Source organism: Niallia sp. Marseille-Q9988, assembly GCF_976954375.1.
Genome location: NZ_CDRJSZ010000003.1, coordinates 191878 through 208190 on the forward strand (window position 1 = coordinate 191878; position 16313 = coordinate 208190).

Sequence of the window (16313 nt, forward strand, 5' to 3'; positions counted from 1 at the left end):
TGGATTGAATCAATTTTCTTTTTCTGTAGATGTAAGGAGATTCTACTAAAGGAAATTTTTGAAATCTACTCAGGTAAAGGTCTACTTTTAGGAGAATCAATATGAGCTTTTTTATAAAAAAAATAAATGTACTTTTATTTATATTAGTAGCTTTAGCAATAATGGAGCTGTTCATTGGATTTGAAGCTTCAAAAGAAACGTGGGAAATGATTGTCACGATTGCAGTTCAAATTCTCCAATTTCTTTTGTTCATCCTACTTATGGCCCTTCTTAGAAAGGTCATTCGTCAGTCAGTAGACAAAGAAAAGCAGTATCAAAAATTACTTGATCATTCACCAGAAGCTATTTACGTTCATCGAAAAGGAATCATCGTCTATTCGAACGAAGCAGGAGCTAAATTGTTTGGCTTTAAGGAACCATTTGAATTGATCAATTTGCCTTGGAAGGAAATTTTGAATGATAAATCTTATGAAAGCTTAAGATTCTCTAGTGAAAAATATGAGGTGGATCAGCAATTTAAAATCCATCATTTTAATTTATATGACGAAGATGGAACTGTTCGATACATTGAAGCAAAATCAACCTATATTCTGTTCGATGGGGAACCGGCTAGAGAAGTAATCGCAAGAGATGTAACGGATCAGGAAAAAAATAGCCAAAGGTTAAAGGATTTATCCTATTTAGATACTTTAACTCAGCTTCCAAATCGCAGAAGTCTGCTGGAGCGGCTTAATCAAGTAATCGAAGAATCGAAACAAAACAATAAAAGTTTCGGGATTATGTTTGTCGATTTAGATGGTTTTAAACAAATTAATGATACTTACGGACATGCTAAAGGTGACTTTTTGTTAAAGCAAGTTAGTGAATACCTGAAACTTTGTATAAAAGAAGACGATGTAGTTGGAAGGTTTGGTGGAGATGAATTTATCATCATCCTCCCAAATGCTGTCCAAACAGATTGTCTATCATTAGCAAAAAAAATAATCGACAATATGCCTTTATTTATTTCGGAATCTAATCAAGTAACATTTAGTATTGGAATTTCTCTTTATCCTCAAGACGGAAATGATCTTGATACGATAATGAAGCTTGCAGATAATGCGATGTATAATGCAAAAAAACGCGGTAAAAATAATTTTCAGTTTTTTGACATCGGTACTTAAATGGAAAGTAAAACCAAGAAAACCTATCAATATGGTAAAAAAATAGTCATATTTACCCCTTTGATTCAAAAAAAATGATATATTTTAAAGTGTGTATAAAGATTAAGAACGTAAGGGGTATCCATGAAGGAGATTAAAAATAATTTTAATATAAAAATTTACTATATTGTCGTTTGGGCTATTATAGCTATTATCCTTGGTGGGTTATTTATTGATAATCCACGATTAAGCAATTGTGGATGGGGGTTTATAGTTCAACTTATCTGGGCATTCAGTTTGTCTTTGTGTTTATTGCTTTATCCTAAAAAAGAAACAGATACTCTTAGAATATGTATCATCGGATTAGCATCCATTTATTTCTACTCCCTGTTTCTTTTTTATCCAGATACGGGGTCTAATTTTATTTTATTATGTTTTATACCGGCCCTATCCATCTTATTTTTTAATTCAAAGCTTTTTTATTTTACCTTGTACTTAAATGGAGGATTAATTTTAATTTTATTTGGTTACATTATGTTAACGAATCAGAAGCCCCAATATAGTTATTTAGAACAGGATTTAATTGGAAACATTTTAAACTTTATTGCGAGCCAAATTATCATCTATTTTATTTTTTATTTAACGAATGGGCGAATGAAAAAGCAGCAATTATATTATGAACAAATTCAGCAATCGGAGCGTCTAAAGACATCTGGTCAACTTGCAGCAGCGGTTGCCCATGAGATTCGAAATCCTCTTACTGTTGTGAAAGGATTTTTGCAATTATATGAAAAGGATAAATCATTTTCCTCCGATCAAAAACGCAATTTTACTTTGATGATAGATGAATTAAATATGGCTGAACAGGTAATTACACAATTTTTAACAATGGCAAAACCAGAGCAAGAACAAGCGGCAGAGATAGTAGATGTTAAGGATGTTCTACAGAGTGTCACAGATTTGCTCCATTCCTATGGTCTATTACATGATAATCGGATTGAATTAAAGGTTACAGGTGATTGTACAATCTCGGCTAACATCATCGAATTAAAGCAATTACTCATAAATATTATAAAAAATGCGATTGAGGCTTCTAATTATGGCGAATTAGTAATAGTAACGGCTGAAAAGGAAAAAGAGTTTGTTGTAATAAAAGTAATCGATCATGGAAAAGGAATGTCGGAGGAAGAATTGGCAGCTCTTGGCACCCCCTTTTATTCTTTAAAAAGTAAAGGAACAGGTTTAGGCTTGATGATATGCTTTAATATTGTCGAGAAATATAATGGCAAGATTGATTTCGTAAGCTCTAAAAATCAAGGAACAACTACTAGCATTTGCTTTCCATATTATGATAAACAAAGCTATTTTAGATAAAGTAAATGTCCTAGCCTGCTGTCTTTGCAATAAGAAAAAAGATAAACTAAAAAAATAAGTAGTTTTGTAAATTGGAGGTCAAACAATGGAAAATAATGATATATTAATTCGATTAAGATATGCATTAGAAATAAAAAATAGTGAAATGGCAGAAATATTTAAGCTTGGCGGGAAAGAGATATCTGTACCTGAGGTAGTTAAAATACTTAAAAAGTCAGATGAAGAAGCAGAGAATGATGATCAAATAAAATTGACGAATAGTATGCTAGATTCCTTTTTAAATGGCTTTATCATTTATAAAAGGGGAAAGCAAGAGCCGAAACCAGGACAACCAAATACACCTGAATCGTCAATAAAAAACAATACGAGTGTAAATAATATCCTTTTAAAGAAAGTCAAAATCGCGCTGTCATTAACAACTGATGATATGATAGATATATTTAAAAAAGCTGGATTAAATGTATCAAAAGGGGAACTAGGCGCCTTTTTACGAAAAGAAGGGCATAAAAATTATAAAGTATGTTTAGATAATTTCGCTCGAAACTTTTTAAAAGGACTAGCCATTAAATATAGGGGTAAGAGCAGTTAGGTGAAGCTATGATACATACATATTTAGGGGAAACCATCCTTTTTGATGTAAAGTATAAAAATCGAACTTCCATTGGGATTAAGATAGATGGATATGGAAATATAGAAATTTTAGCACCTAAAAAGACGCCTGATGAACGGATAATTCATGTGTTAGAAGGAAACTGGGATTCCATCCATAGTAAAGTACAAGAAATGAAGAAAAGAATGGATGGACCACAGGAAAAGGCATATGAGAATAATGAAAGATTTCTTTATTTAGGTAATTCCTATCCTATTCAAATTATCCAGGATATCACTATTACGCAAGAAAGAGTTGCGTTTTCTGAAGAAATCCTGCATATCTATGTAAAGCATCTTGATAAGGAAAGAATCAAACAATTACTGAGAAGATATTATTATCAGAGAAGTAAGGCTTTAATGGAAGAGAGAGTTTCCTTCTATCAAAGCAACTTTAAAACAAAGCCCCGATCGATACGTATTACAGATAGCAAAACCAATTGGGGAACCTGTGATGCTAATTTCCAATTAACCTTTAATTGGAGATTAGCGATGGCTCCACTTGAAGTAATTGATTATGTTGTTGTGCATGAAATGTGTCATATGGTTCATCTTAATCATGACCGATCCTTTTGGAGGCTTGTTGGAAGAATAATGCCTGATTATAAAGAGAAGGAAAATTGGCTAGCTTTGTCGAGCTGGAAGATGACCGTTTAGATTTTCGGAAAAAGAAGACTTGGCAAAGGAATAAGTTAAATCCTATTCCAAGAAATAATCATTGTAAATTAATCTATGAGGATGGGACAAAACTAAATAACTAATCTTTAAAGACGAACAATCTTTAATCCAGCTCTTAAATAAAGCTACTTTATTTTTTAAAAAATATAGTTAACTGTAAAAACTAAGTCGTTCCATTGCGCTACAGACGCACGATGCGTCGGAGAGGAAGCTGAGCCTCCTCACTGCGAGACCACTGAAAAACTGCAATATCATTATAATTGTTGGTGGCTGACTTTTAAATTTAGGTATTTCATTTGTTTTCCGAGGCGACAGCTCGCTTTCCATGGGGCGAGCGCCGAGCCGCTTCGTCACTGCGTTCCTGCAGGGTCTCGGACTTTCTCGCTGCTCCCATAGGAGTCGAGCTATCGCCTCTCCAAACCAACTTAATATTTGCTCTCATATAAATAAATCCTTATTTAATTTGGAAAATCTATACTTTTTCAGTGACCTCCTCACTGCGCTGCGGGGTCTCAGCCTTTCCTCTATTTCCCGCAGGAGTCGAGCGTCCTCCGCTCCATTTCACTTCGTTTTTAAACATTTTTCAAAAAAACAAATACGAACTATAATATAATTATTTTGCATTATAGTTCGTGTTTATTGTTGGTTTAAATACTTATGTCCCAGCCTCTTCTTCTTTTTGGCTGTTTTCTAAAAGATTGTTGTTGTTTCAATAGGAAAAAAGAAATTTTACTTATACAACATCTCCTTATATCAGACTATTTACTCAAAAAATTAGGTAAGCGGAACCTTCTGTTCTAGTAAATCGTAATCCCTTATTATAAAAAATTGGAGGGATAAAAATGACCGCGAAAACCAAGCGAGAGAACAAACAAGGCATAGAGCAAACTGAAACTTGGTGGGATAAATGGCAAGCGTATGTCTTCATAGCAGTATTTGCATTATTCGTAATCTGGGTATATTTTAGCTTGCTTGTTACAGATATGCTGTTTGTTAAAAATTTGACAGAAGGGCATTATCCCTTCATCTTCTTTTTATTAAAGGATGTTATCGTCTATTCAACTTGGGGAGGCTTGTTTTTAATTGCTGGATTGATTGTTCTGATTGGAAGTATCTATCTCCTATTGGCTAAAAAGGCAGCAGAACCAAAGAAATTAATAGTGCCAGCTACTTTCCTTACCATTATCTTTTTAGGATTAGCGTATATCTTTTTAGGAATTGAATGGATTAATAATATAGCAGATTCAAAAGATTACCTTGAAAGTGGGGCTGTGGAGAAGGTTATTGTTTTAGCGGATTATGAGGTAGATTATCCATCGGGAATGTATGGTGGAGCAGTCGATTATGTGTATAAAAGTATGGATGGAGAAGTATTTAAAACAAATACGAATTTTGATATAGAAATGTTCAAAGAGGAGAAATATGAAATCTATTATCTCCCGCGTAGTAAGTATATAGTAGGAATTGATCCCATAGATAACTGAGTTTTGATAGAGTCGGAGAGAATATTTGAAGAATGGGAGACCTATTCTACCTTACTGAAAAATAGTTTTTATAAATGAGGGGGAAAAACGATGAGTGTATTGGAAGTCCGGAATTTAACGAAGAAGTTTGGAGGATTTACAGCACTTAATGGGGTTAATTTTGAAGTAGGCAGTGGGGAAATATTTGGATTTATTGGTCCGAATGGAGCTGGGAAATCAACGACAATCCGCGTGTTGCTTGGCATTTTAAAGGCAACAGCAGGCGATGTGAAGTTATTTGGCAAGGATGCTTGGGAGGATGCGGTGGACATTCACAAGCGCTTGGCTTATGTACCTGGGGATGTCAATTTATGGCCGAATTTAACTGGCGGGGAAGTAATTGATTTATTTGTTAAATTACGAGGAAACAATATAACTAACAGAAGAGAAGAATTGATAAAAAAATTTGATTTGGATCCAACAAAGAAATGTCGAACTTATTCGAAGGGAAACCGTCAAAAGGTTGCACTAATTGCTGCCTTTTCGCAAGATGCTGATTTATATATTTTAGATGAACCAACCTCCGGACTTGATCCGCTGATGGAGAAAGTATTTCAAGAGTGTGTTATGGAAGTAAAAAGGAAAGGAAAAAGCGTCCTTCTATCAAGCCATATACTTTCAGAGGTAGAAAAATTATGTGATAGGGTCGGAATCATTCGACAGGGACAAATCATTGAAAGTGGTACATTAAAAGAACTGCGTCACTTAACAAGAACATATATGCTTGTGGAGACAAGCGAAGCTATTGGATCCTTGCATGAATTACCAGGGGTATACGAAATAAAAGATACAGATAAAGGTATGTCTTTTCAAGTAGATACCGAGGAACTGGATAATACAATCAAATATATTAGTCAGTTTGGGATTGTAAAGCTTGAAAGCGCACCACCAACCCTTGAAGACTTATTTATGAGTCATTATGAAAGGAAAGATAAAGGAGAAGGGAAAGAAACTGGAGGTGTACGTTAATGAATCGAAATCGATTTGCTAACACTGGTCTCCTTTCACGATTTATTCTCCGGCTTGATCGGATAAGAATTCTATTATGGCTAATAGGATTAGTTCTTTTTACTTTAATTACTCCTCCTGCATTAGATGGTTTATATCAAACACAACAGGATAGGGACGCTATTACAGAAACAATGACAAACCCGGCAATGACTGCGATGCTTGGGACAGGAGATCTTGATCATTATACAATTGGAGCCATGACAGCACATCAAATGATCGTTATGACGGCTGTGATTGTTGGGATAATGGCCATTTTGCTCGTTACCCGCCATACAAGAGCAGATGAGGAAGATGGTCGTATTGAAATTCTTCGTTCCCTGCCAACGGGTCGTCTTTCTTATTTAAATGCTACATTAATCGTAACGAGTGGAACATTTATTGCGTTAGCGTTATTAATCGGCTTTGGACTATATGCTCTTGGAATTGAAAGCATGGACCTTGAAGGATCGTTACTATACGGAGCAGCATTAGGAGGAACAGGTTTCGTTTTTACAGGAGTGACGGCGGTGTTTGCCCAACTATCAGAGAATTCTCGAGGGACAATTGGATGGTCTATTGCTGTATTAATTCTTTCTTATCTTTTTCGAGCAGTCACAGATGTAAGTAATGAGACATTAACATGGATATCACCGTTAGGATGGGTATCAAAAGCAGCGGTTTATTCATCAAATAATTGGGGAGCCATCTTATTGATGCTGGCTCTTGCTGCCATCTTATACGTGCTAGCAAATTTTCTAAATAGTATTCGTGATTTGGAACAAGGATTTATAGCTGCAAAATCAGGTAGAAGATATGCATCACGCTTTTTACAAAGTCCACTTGGATTAGCATTTCGCTTACAGCGTACAGGATTTATAGCTTGGGCAATTGGATTATATATTTTAGGTGCCTCCTATGGTTCAATATTCGGTGATTTGGAATCATTTTTTGAAGGCAATGATATGTATCAACAAATGCTGCAACATGCAGAAGGAACATCGATCGTAGAGCAATTTATTCCGACATTAATGATTGTGCTTTCCCTAATTGCAACCATTCCTCCTGTTATGGCGATGAACAAACTTCGTGTGGAGGAAAAAAAGGGAAGATTAGAGCATTTATTGGTTCGCGCAATATCGCGGGAAAAGCTGATTGGCTCTTATGTAGTGCTTGCACTTGTAAATGGTTTTGTGATGCTATCTCTTAGTGCGATTGGCTTGTGGTCTGCAGCTGTAGCAGTAATAGAAGAGGGAATATCATTTAGTATGATCTATCATGCTGCCATCGTGTATTTTCCGGCGATGATTGTAATGATTGGGTTTGCGGCCATTCTGAATGGACTTCTCCCGAGATTTACGAGCTGGATATGGGGTTACTTTTTATATTCCTTTTTCGTTTTATATTTAGGAAACTTATTTCAATTTCCAAATTGGGTAGGCAAACTTTCTCCATTTGGTCACGTTCCACAAGTTCCTATTGAGGATGCTACGTTTCTTCCATTATTTATACTAATAATTATTGGAGCGGGATTAATGGTTGCCAGCGTGAAAGGGTTTCCCAAACGTGATGTTCAGGGGTAATATATATCTATTAAAGTTTGCGTGCAATAGTAGTTAAATCCAGTAGAGAGGAAGAGTTTTTCTTCCTCTCTTTCTACTACCAGCACTAATTATTCATTTATATTTAAGGCGACCTCTTCAACTTCTTCTTTTATTTGCCCAATGAGCGAAAGGACAGCTCCAGTCGCTTGAATCCAGCTTCCGATGGTACCGAGGTTTTGCTGGCTACTTATACCTTTTAATTGTTCCGTTCCACCCACTGCCTGCAAAGAATTTCCAATCCCCTGTAATAAACCACCAATTATATTTTCGATTCTTCCATCTGCCGTATGGTCAAAAAATTCATCTGTAAGTCCGACAAAGCTACCTAATGCTTGAATCCAGCTACCCGTAATAATTAATTTTTGTTCAGTTGGGATCTTACTCAATTTATAAAGAATTAAGCCGGTTACAACCGTTGAATTTCCAATTGCTTGAATTTCATCTCCTAGCATTTCTAATGAAATCGTTCCTTGTCCGTCAGCTGATAATGCGCTGCCTGTTCCTTGTAATACATTACCAACTAACCGGAGTTGATAATTCGTTTCTTTAGAAAGGTGGAACGAAGGGGTACTTCCAATAGCAGCTTGGATAGTACCAATCGTGTTGATTGTAGATCCGAATATTTCTTTAAAATGTCCACTCATTTATTATCTACCGCCCATTCACTTTACACCCAATATCATATTCAATAAAAGGATAAGTGGGATAAAAAAGACAAGCATTGGAGATAGTTCTGTTTTGTGAGCTCTATTTAAATGAAAGTCTACATTCTTACTTACTTCCGAAGTTCCCGGAAAACTGCTTTACAATTGCTTGGATTTCTTCTAATTTTTCTGGTCTTATCAGAGTAATCATTTTAGGAATAAATTCTGCAATATCACTTTGAGAAAAAGTGCCTTCATTTTGTTTTCGGAAGTTTTCCATTAATATGGCTTTCGCTTCTTCTTCCTTTCCTTCTTGTACTCTTTGTAAAATAAAGGATAAAAATCTTTCTTGACCTTGTTTGTCCATTTTGCAACCTCCTAACCTACATAAAATAATACATCTTCGCCTATTATAATCTTAAACGCTGCTTTTTAGAAAGTTATACCAGTTTAAATATAAATTATACAGAGAAAAAGATTAGGTATATTATCTGTTCGTTTTTGAAAAGTTTTGTAAGATGTTTTCTAAAATTTTTACTATCATCTATCTATTAAAATTATTTTTACAAAAAATAACACACACTATCTTGTTTTTAACGTAATTTACAAAACCTTTACATAGAGTCAATGGAATATTTACACTGGAGATTTATCATACTATTAGACAAGATATGACAAAGAAAAGTTGCTATTCTTTTGGAGGTAAATCATGGTCATAATTAAAAAACTAAAAATGGTATTCATGTTCCTGACTATACTTGCTTTATTATCAGCATGTGCAAGTAATGCAGAAACAGAACAATCGACAAATGACAGTAAACCAATATCGATTTCAGGATCTACTTCCGTTGGACCGCTTGCTGAGAAATTAGCGGCAAAATACCATGAACACGATAATACAAAAATTGAAATAAATCAAATTGGGTCTTCTGCAGGTATTACAAATGCAATAAGTGGTGTCTCAGAGATTGGGATGTCTTCCAGGGATTTAAAGGAAGATGAAATGCAAAAATTAAAGGAAGTTGTAATTGCTTATGATGGAATTGTAGTAGTCACTCATCCGAGCAATAAAGTAAAAGATTTAACTTTAGAACAAGTAAAGCAAATTTTCACTGGTGAAGTGACGAACTGGAGTCAGCTTGGTGGAGACGACATGGAGATTGTGGTTGTTTCTCGGGAGGATGGATCTGGTTCACGTGATGCCTTCCAGGAGATTGTAGGCTATAGCTCAGGCGAATTAATTAGAAACTCTATCATCGCAAGTGGGAATGGAAATATTAAAACAACCGTTGCAAATAATAAACATGCAGTTGGCTTTATTTCCTTTGAATATATTGATGATACTATTTCGACAATCGATATTGATGGTGTAGAAGCCACGGCTGAAAATGTATTAGCAAAAAAATATAGTTTATCACGACCGTTTTTGTTTGTTTATAAAGAAGGAGATCTAACTGCGAATGGACAGAAATTCATCGATTATATTTTAAGTGATGAAGGTCAAAAGATTGCAGCAGAAGCAGGGGTTATCCCAATAAAGTAAAACCAAATCTTTAGAAGTAATCTTGGAGGAAAACAAAGTGTCTATTCAAACGACTGAAAAGCAAGCCTCAGAGATGGGCAAGGCAAATAAAAGAAAATATTTGTTTGAGAAGGTGTCAGCAAGAGTATTCTTGGTTTGTGCTCTTCTTTCCGTCATTAGTTTGTTATTAATTATTGGATTTGTATTTTATAAAGGAGCTCATCCATTTATCGCGGAAGGATTTAGTTTTTTTGACTTTCTTTTTGGCGTCGACTGGGTGCCGAGTGAAGGGGAATTTGGAATTTGGCCAATGATTGTTGCATCCCTATATGCAACAGTTGGAGCACTTATTATTGGCGTTCCGATTGGTTTGTTTACGGCAATCTTTCTCGCAGAAATCGCTTCAAAGCGGATAGCGAAAATTGTTTCACCAGCCATTCAGCTTTTAGCAGGTATTCCTTCCGTTTTATACGGGGTTTTTGGTCTAGCAATTATTGTTCCATTTTTACAAAATACATTAGGATTAGTAAAGGGTCAAAGCTTATTAGCTGTTATTTTAGTGTTAGCAATTATGATGCTGCCAACGATTGTGACAGTGGCAGAGACGGCGATTCGCGCTGTACCAAGAACATATCGTGAAGGATCTCTTGCACTTGGAGTATCGGAAATCGGCACTATTTTTAAAGTCGTGGTCCCAGCTGCTAAATCCGGGATTATGACAGCTATTGTATTAGGGTTAGGGCGAGCAATTGGAGAAACAATGGCAGTAATTCTCGTTGCTGGTAATAGTTTGATTGTGCCAACAAGCTTAACAGATAGTATTCGTCCGTTAACAACTAACATTGCTCTTGAAATGGGCTATGCTGCTGGTACGCATCAAGAAATGCTATTTGCAACAGGGATTGTATTATTCTCATTTATTCTAATCTTGAATTTTGTTTTAGCAAAAATTAGTTCGAAGGGTGGCAAATAAGATGAGAAAGATGAAAGATAATTTGTTGCATGGACTTCTTTGGTTTTCTGCCATCTTATCCGTTGCCGTACTCGTAATGATTGTAGGATATATATTTTATAAAGGTGCACATTTAATTAGCTTCGAGTTTATTTTTGGCGATTATTCCCCAACAGGTGGTGGCGGAATTTGGCCAATGATTGTAACAACCATCTATACGATTGTCATTTCTTTAATTATTGCAACACCGATTGGGATATTAGCGGCTGTTTATTTACAAGAATATGCGAAGCAAGGCCGATTGGTAAAAGTAATTCGCTTTGCAACAGAAAGCTTAACAGGTATTCCCTCGATTATTTACGGCTTATTTGGGGCAGTATTCTTTGTAACAACCTTAAAATTAGGAATGTCTATTTTAGCAGCTTCCTTAACATTAGCAATTATTGTTTTACCGGTTATTATCCGAACTACAGAGGAATCTTTAAAAACAGTTCCTCCAACCTATCGAGAAGGATCTTTAGCCCTTGGTACAACGAGATTACAAACATTATATAAGGTTATTTTACCTAGTGCGATGCCAGGTATCTTATCCGGAATAATTCTTTCCATCGGGAGAATTGTTGGGGAGTCTGCAGCTATTTTCTTGACTGCCGGAACAGTTGCAGCAATGCCAGAGGGCTTGCTTTCTTCTGCACGAACATTAACCGTTCATTCGTTTTTAGTAACACAAGAGTCTGGAGATATAGAACTAGCTGCTGCAGTCGGGATTGTTTTAATTGTAATAATTCTAGCTATCAACCTTATTGCAACATATATATCCAAAAAGTTGAATAAAGCAGACTACTAATTCATAAGGAGTATGTTTATGACTACAACAGTAAAGGAAAAAAACCAAAAGAAAACTGGGAAAGCATTTTTACAGGTCGGTCAAGAAGAAGCTACACTTGGTACATCGAAAATTAGTGTGAGTGATTTGAATTTATTTTACGGGGAAAAGCAAGCACTGTTTGGCGTATCTCTTGATATTGAAGAAAAAAAGGTAACGGCTTTAATCGGACCATCTGGATGTGGAAAATCAACCTTCCTAAGAACACTTAATCGTATGAATGATTTAATTGATGGTGTAAAAATTGCAGGAGATATCGTCATTGATGGGGAAAATATATATGCTTCAAATGATGTCATAAAATTACGTACAAGAGTAGGTATGGTATTTCAAAAGCCTAATTTATTCCCAATGAGTATTTTTGATAATGTTGCCTATGGTCCGAGAATGCAAGGAATAAAGAATAAGAAAGAATTAAATAAAATTGTGGAAGAGAGCTTACGAGGGGCTGCGATTTGGGAGGAAGTAAAAGACCGTCTAAAAACCTCTGCACTTGGTTTGTCAGGTGGACAGCAGCAACGTGTTTGTATAGCCCGTGCCATTGCAATGAAACCAGATGTCATTCTAATGGATGAGCCGACGTCGGCTCTAGATCCGATTTCTACCTTGAAAGTAGAAGAGTTGATTACAAAAATGAAAAAAGAATATACGATTGTTATTGTTACACATAATATGCAGCAAGCGGCACGGATTTCCGATAAAACAGCCTTTTTCTTAAATGGTGAAGTGGTTGAATATGATGAAACAAACAAGATTTTTTCTACACCAAGAGATCAGCGCACAGAAGATTATGTAACAGGTCGCTTTGGATAATAGGAGGAAATAATGGTCATTCGAGAGAATTTTGAGAAGAAACTTGAAGAGTTAAAAGGAAAAATTAGAGAAATGGGTGAAATGTCGATTGTTTCTTTGGAAGAGTCGTTTGATGCCTTAAAAGCACAAGATGTAGAAATTGCTTTAAAGGTGATGGAGGAAGATACGGATATTGATAACCTTGAATCTGAAATTAATCATTTTGCGATTTGGTTAATGGCGAAAGAGCAGCCAGTTGCAAGAGATTTACGTGTTGTAATTGGTGTTATCAAAATTTCCTCTGAAATAGAACGAGTTGCAGATTTTGCTGTAAACATCGCCAAAGCAACGATCAAGATAGGAAAACCGACTTCGCTACTAGATATCACTCATTTAGAAAAAATAAAGGAAATATCTGTTGAAATGCTGAAAAAGGCAATTCAATCCTTTATAGAAGAAGATATTGTCCTTGCGAAAGAAATTAGTAAGCTAGAAGATGAAGTAGATGATTATTATTTAGAAACATATAAGAAACTGACAGCATACTTAAGTGAGCATCCAGAAGAAACGAATCAGCTTGTCCAATTATTATTTATCAATCGCTATTTGGAAAGAACTGCTGACCATATTACAAATATGGCGGAAAGTACAGGGTATTTGATTAAAGGAAAAATATATGATTTCAATTCTTAACTAGTATATAGCAAAAGGAGAGAGGAACTAAATAAGTTTTTCTCTCCTTTTGCCTTTTTAGTCTATAATAATCGTTTGTTATGTTTTTATTTTTTGATATTTCTGATAAATTGATAATTGTAGATAAAATATCGATTTGTATGATAAATAGGGAGGTAGAGGAATGCAAGACTATTTTGAAAAAGAAAAGGATAATATGCTCCACTTGCTTGAGCGAATCGTAAATATAGATAGTGGATCCTATCAGAAAGCAGGAGTAGATAAAGTAGGAGACATTTTAATTAATGAATTTGCCCAGCTTGGTTTTATTGCAGATGTACACGAAATACCAGACAAAGGAAATAATATCGTCTTAAAGCATGAAGAGGCAACAAATCCAAGCATTTTACTAATTGGACATATTGATACCGTTTTTCCCGCTGGCACAGTTGCCAAACGTCCGTTTACAGTGGAAGGGGATTTTGCAAAAGGTCCAGGAGTTTTCGATATGAAGGCAAGTCATGTAATGACATTGTATGCTTTAAAATACTTAATTTCGCAAAATAATGATGCATATAAAAATGTCTTGATAATTATTAATACAGATGAAGAAATAGGTTCCATTTCATCGCGAGAATTGATAGTAGCTACTGCAAAGAAAGTACAGTATGTGTTTATTATGGAGCCTGCTGATCTAGCTGGAAATGTGGTTACTGGCCGTAAAGGTGGCGGGAAATTCTTTGTGAAAATATACGGAAAATCAGCACATGCCGGTGTTGCACCAGAGAAAGGGGCAAGTGCTATACAAGAGCTTGCATTAAAAATTGTTGCATTACATGAGTTGACGAAAAAGGAAGGTATTCATGTAAATGTAGGTTTAGTGAGCGGTGGTCAATCTGTTAATACAATTGCACCCTTCGCAGAAGCAGGAATTGACTTGCGTTTTGAAACACAGGAACAGGGAGAATTTGCTCAAGCAAAAATTTTAGAAATTTGCAGCTTCACGGAAACTCCAAATACTCGTATTGAAATTAGCGGAGGGATTACTCGACCAGCATGGAAAACGGATGAAAGGCAGAATGAATTACTTTCATTCATGAGAGATGCTGCTTCTGAATGGAATATAGATTTAGGATCTACCTATAGTGGTGGTGGTTCAGATGGTAACTTCACAGGAAATATGGGAATTCCTACAATAGATGGTTTAGGACCAAGGGGAGGAAATGCACACCAAGACGATGAGTTTATGGTTATATCATCATTAAATGAACGAGGACAATTATTGGTAAAAGTATTGGATAAAATAAATAAGCGGAATTAGGCAGAAAGCCTTCTAAACAGTAAGTAAAGGAATAGAATGGGGAAGATTATCTAGAAAGAAATTTGGTAAGAATAATGAGAGGAAGATACATGGAAAAAAGTTAAAGAGGTGTATTTATGATTTTAGGAATTCATCCGTATTTACGAACGAATGGAAATGGCAAGGAAGCAGTTGCATTTTATGAACAGGCATTAGAAGCTGAAAACCTTGGCGTACAAACATATGCCGATCTGCCTGATAACCCAGAATTTCCCCTTTCGGAGGAAGCAAAAAATCTTGTTTTACATGCACAATTAAGAATCGGAAATACATTTCTCATGATATCTGATACTTTCCCTGGACAACCATTCCAAGTTGGTTCACAAGTGGATGTAGCAGTTCTCTTAAATAATCCAGAAAAAACAAAAGAAGTATATGATAAACTTTTAGATGGTGGAGAAGTAGTAATGCCTCTTCAAGAAACTCCTTGGAGCCCATCTTTTGGACAAGTGAAAGATAAATTTGGGATAACATGGCAGATTTCAACAATTACAGAAGAACATAGTTGATAAAAAGAAGGGAGATTTCGCGAATGTAAATCTTCCTTCTTTTTTAATTTATAAGGAACTTATTGATTACAATACTGTCTAGGAGAAGAACCAGTAATATTTTTGAATGCCTTATAAAAGGTAGAATAGTCCCCAAATCCAACACGATGAGCTACATCCAGTGCCGAGTCACCCGACAGGAGCAAATCCATCGCCCACATAATTCTTTTATATGTTAAATATTCCATAACCGTAAATCCTGTGCTCTTCTTAAAAATATGGCAGAGGTAATATTTATTTACAAAAAACTCCGTCTCTAATAAATGTAATGTAATTTTTTTGTCTAAATTTTTATTGATAAATTCTAAAATGGCGACCACTTTTTGATTATAACTTTGACTAGTCACCAAAGGATTATTATATGTCATAAAGATGTTATTCATATTAATGAGCATCTGTATGAAATAGGTTTTCATTAAGATTATCTTTTCAGGAGAATGACTAAGTGCTGTTTCTTCCATTTGCGCCCACATCTTATCAATTCCTGCTTCTCGTACATCTTTAGCAGAAATCTTATTAAAATAACCCAATTTTCTACGTTCAATAAAATGAAACATATTATATTCTTCTATTTGAAAAGAGGATATGTATTCTGGGGAAAAGTGAATATACTTTCGTTCATAACAATCATTGGAATGGAAAACAATTCTATGTAGCTCTCTCGCGTTTGTGATGATGATATCATGGGGATGTAATTCATAAACTTGACCTTCAATATAATAAGTAAGACCGCCAGAAATAAAGTAGAACAACTCATAGCAGTCATGTATATGTGTATCAATATTATGAGGAGAATCATTGATTGTGTGGTTCAAGGTAAAGTAATCACTACTATAATGTAGGATTTCTTTCATAAGGATTTCACCTCTCCTTTTTTGTTGACTAATTTATACTTCTTCTTCTTACTTTAGCGCTTACAAAACGAAAAAGCAATATTTGCAATAAATTAAGCAATAAGTTCAAAGAAGAAAGGACAGTAGA

General features: G+C 35.3%; 17 protein-coding genes. 14 read left to right on the plus strand and 3 right to left on the minus strand.

The window, feature by feature from the left end; translation table 11 throughout:
* The first annotated feature begins 101 nt into the window (after positions 1-101).
* From ACWNMZ_RS05120 to ACWNMZ_RS05150, 7 genes are all read left to right on the plus strand, one after another.
* On the plus strand, positions 102-1163 hold the full coding sequence (locus ACWNMZ_RS05120; RefSeq protein ID WP_235252730.1) for a sensor domain-containing diguanylate cyclase: 1062 nt from the start codon (positions 102-104) through the stop codon (positions 1161-1163).
* 123 nt (positions 1164-1286) lie between these two features.
* A complete protein-coding gene (locus tag ACWNMZ_RS05125) occupies positions 1287-2516 on the plus strand; it encodes a sensor histidine kinase (protein WP_235252729.1) in 1230 nt (409 codons plus the stop codon).
* An 85-nt stretch (positions 2517-2601) separates the two neighbouring features.
* Complete coding sequence (locus ACWNMZ_RS05130; RefSeq protein WP_449598324.1) at positions 2602-3105, plus strand: DUF1456 family protein; 504 nt, start codon at positions 2602-2604, stop codon at positions 3103-3105.
* 8 nt (positions 3106-3113) lie between these two features.
* Positions 3114-3821 carry a M48 family metallopeptidase gene (locus ACWNMZ_RS05135; RefSeq protein WP_449598326.1) on the plus strand — a complete coding sequence of 236 codons (708 nt, stop codon included), beginning with the start codon at positions 3114-3116 and terminating at the stop codon, positions 3819-3821.
* An 863-nt stretch (positions 3822-4684) separates the two neighbouring features.
* A complete protein-coding gene (locus ACWNMZ_RS05140) occupies positions 4685-5326 on the plus strand; it encodes a hypothetical protein (protein WP_031536020.1) in 642 nt (213 codons plus the stop codon).
* A gap of 90 nt (positions 5327-5416) precedes the next feature.
* Entirely contained in the window at positions 5417-6334 is a 918-nt protein-coding gene (locus tag ACWNMZ_RS05145; RefSeq protein WP_048717072.1) for an ABC transporter ATP-binding protein, read from the plus strand.
* Entirely contained in the window at positions 6334-7935 is a 1602-nt protein-coding gene (locus ACWNMZ_RS05150) for an ABC transporter permease (RefSeq protein WP_031536024.1), read from the plus strand. Before ACWNMZ_RS05145 ends, ACWNMZ_RS05150 begins: the two co-directional genes overlap by 1 nt.
* Positions 7936-8024: 89 nt before the next feature.
* On the opposite strand, the gene ACWNMZ_RS05155 is transcribed toward ACWNMZ_RS05150, so the two are convergent.
* Entirely contained in the window at positions 8025-8600 is a 576-nt protein-coding gene (locus ACWNMZ_RS05155; protein WP_251628324.1) for a DUF6944 family repetitive protein, read from the minus strand.
* A gap of 127 nt (positions 8601-8727) precedes the next feature.
* Entirely contained in the window at positions 8728-8967 is a 240-nt protein-coding gene (locus ACWNMZ_RS05160; protein WP_031536027.1) for a hypothetical protein, read from the minus strand.
* 342 nt (positions 8968-9309) lie between these two features.
* Between ACWNMZ_RS05160 and ACWNMZ_RS05165 the strand changes: the two genes are divergently transcribed.
* The 7 genes from ACWNMZ_RS05165 (at position 9310) to ACWNMZ_RS05195 (ending at position 15293) form a co-directional block, all read left to right on the plus strand.
* On the plus strand, positions 9310-10143 hold the full coding sequence (locus ACWNMZ_RS05165; protein WP_035416093.1) for a phosphate ABC transporter substrate-binding protein: 834 nt from the start codon (positions 9310-9312) through the stop codon (positions 10141-10143).
* A 37-nt stretch (positions 10144-10180) separates the two neighbouring features.
* Positions 10181-11095 carry a phosphate ABC transporter permease subunit PstC gene (pstC, locus tag ACWNMZ_RS05170; protein WP_251628325.1) on the plus strand — a complete coding sequence of 305 codons (915 nt, stop codon included), beginning with the start codon at positions 10181-10183 and terminating at the stop codon, positions 11093-11095.
* Between the two features lies 1 nt (position 11096).
* Positions 11097-11921 (plus strand): phosphate ABC transporter permease PstA, encoded by an 825-nt coding sequence (pstA, locus tag ACWNMZ_RS05175; protein ID WP_031536034.1) that lies wholly within the window; start codon positions 11097-11099, stop codon positions 11919-11921.
* A gap of 18 nt (positions 11922-11939) precedes the next feature.
* Entirely contained in the window at positions 11940-12773 is an 834-nt protein-coding gene (pstB, locus tag ACWNMZ_RS05180) for a phosphate ABC transporter ATP-binding protein PstB (RefSeq protein ID WP_081836559.1), read from the plus strand.
* A gap of 12 nt (positions 12774-12785) precedes the next feature.
* Positions 12786-13445: a phosphate signaling complex protein PhoU gene (gene phoU / locus ACWNMZ_RS05185; RefSeq protein ID WP_251628326.1), complete on the plus strand. Its 660-nt coding sequence runs from the start codon at positions 12786-12788 to the stop codon at positions 13443-13445.
* A 163-nt stretch (positions 13446-13608) separates the two neighbouring features.
* On the plus strand, positions 13609-14745 hold the full coding sequence (locus ACWNMZ_RS05190; RefSeq protein ID WP_031536040.1) for a M20 family metallopeptidase: 1137 nt from the start codon (positions 13609-13611) through the stop codon (positions 14743-14745).
* 116 nt (positions 14746-14861) lie between these two features.
* The gene (locus tag ACWNMZ_RS05195; protein ID WP_048719315.1) at positions 14862-15293 is read left to right on the plus strand and encodes a VOC family protein; all 432 of its coding nucleotides are present in this window, start codon (positions 14862-14864) and stop codon (positions 15291-15293) included.
* Between the two features lie 59 nt (positions 15294-15352).
* On the opposite strand, the gene ACWNMZ_RS05200 is transcribed toward ACWNMZ_RS05195, so the two are convergent.
* Positions 15353-16186 carry an AraC family transcriptional regulator gene (locus tag ACWNMZ_RS05200; RefSeq protein WP_031536042.1) on the minus strand — a complete coding sequence of 278 codons (834 nt, stop codon included), beginning with the start codon at positions 16184-16186 and terminating at the stop codon, positions 15353-15355.
* Positions 16187-16313: the final 127 nt, after the last annotated feature.

What these genes read in the sequence shown, in the direction of transcription:
- ACWNMZ_RS05145 (WP_048717072.1), top strand. Translation starts at nt 5,417, where the DNA reads ATGAGTGTATTGGAAGTCCGGAATTTAACGAAGAAGTTTGGAGGATTT.
- ACWNMZ_RS05130 (WP_449598324.1), top strand. Translation starts at nt 2,602, where the DNA reads ATGGAAAATAATGATATATTAATTCGATTAAGATATGCATTAGAAATA.
- pstB (WP_081836559.1), top strand. Translation starts at nt 11,940, where the DNA reads ATGACTACAACAGTAAAGGAAAAAAACCAAAAGAAAACTGGGAAAGCA.
- ACWNMZ_RS05190 (WP_031536040.1), top strand. Translation starts at nt 13,609, where the DNA reads ATGCAAGACTATTTTGAAAAAGAAAAGGATAATATGCTCCACTTGCTT.
- ACWNMZ_RS05160 (WP_031536027.1), bottom strand. Translation starts at nt 8,967, where the DNA reads ATGGACAAACAAGGTCAAGAAAGATTTTTATCCTTTATTTTACAAAGA.
- ACWNMZ_RS05120 (WP_235252730.1), top strand. Translation starts at nt 102, where the DNA reads ATGAGCTTTTTTATAAAAAAAATAAATGTACTTTTATTTATATTAGTA.
- ACWNMZ_RS05155 (WP_251628324.1), bottom strand. Translation starts at nt 8,600, where the DNA reads ATGAGTGGACATTTTAAAGAAATATTCGGATCTACAATCAACACGATT.
- ACWNMZ_RS05140 (WP_031536020.1), top strand. Translation starts at nt 4,685, where the DNA reads ATGACCGCGAAAACCAAGCGAGAGAACAAACAAGGCATAGAGCAAACT.
- ACWNMZ_RS05200 (WP_031536042.1), bottom strand. Translation starts at nt 16,186, where the DNA reads ATGAAAGAAATCCTACATTATAGTAGTGATTACTTTACCTTGAACCAC.
- ACWNMZ_RS05150 (WP_031536024.1), top strand. Translation starts at nt 6,334, where the DNA reads ATGAATCGAAATCGATTTGCTAACACTGGTCTCCTTTCACGATTTATT.
- ACWNMZ_RS05125 (WP_235252729.1), top strand. Translation starts at nt 1,287, where the DNA reads ATGAAGGAGATTAAAAATAATTTTAATATAAAAATTTACTATATTGTC.
- ACWNMZ_RS05165 (WP_035416093.1), top strand. Translation starts at nt 9,310, where the DNA reads ATGGTCATAATTAAAAAACTAAAAATGGTATTCATGTTCCTGACTATA.
- ACWNMZ_RS05195 (WP_048719315.1), top strand. Translation starts at nt 14,862, where the DNA reads ATGATTTTAGGAATTCATCCGTATTTACGAACGAATGGAAATGGCAAG.
- phoU (WP_251628326.1), top strand. Translation starts at nt 12,786, where the DNA reads ATGGTCATTCGAGAGAATTTTGAGAAGAAACTTGAAGAGTTAAAAGGA.
- pstA (WP_031536034.1), top strand. Translation starts at nt 11,097, where the DNA reads ATGAGAAAGATGAAAGATAATTTGTTGCATGGACTTCTTTGGTTTTCT.
- ACWNMZ_RS05135 (WP_449598326.1), top strand. Translation starts at nt 3,114, where the DNA reads ATGATACATACATATTTAGGGGAAACCATCCTTTTTGATGTAAAGTAT.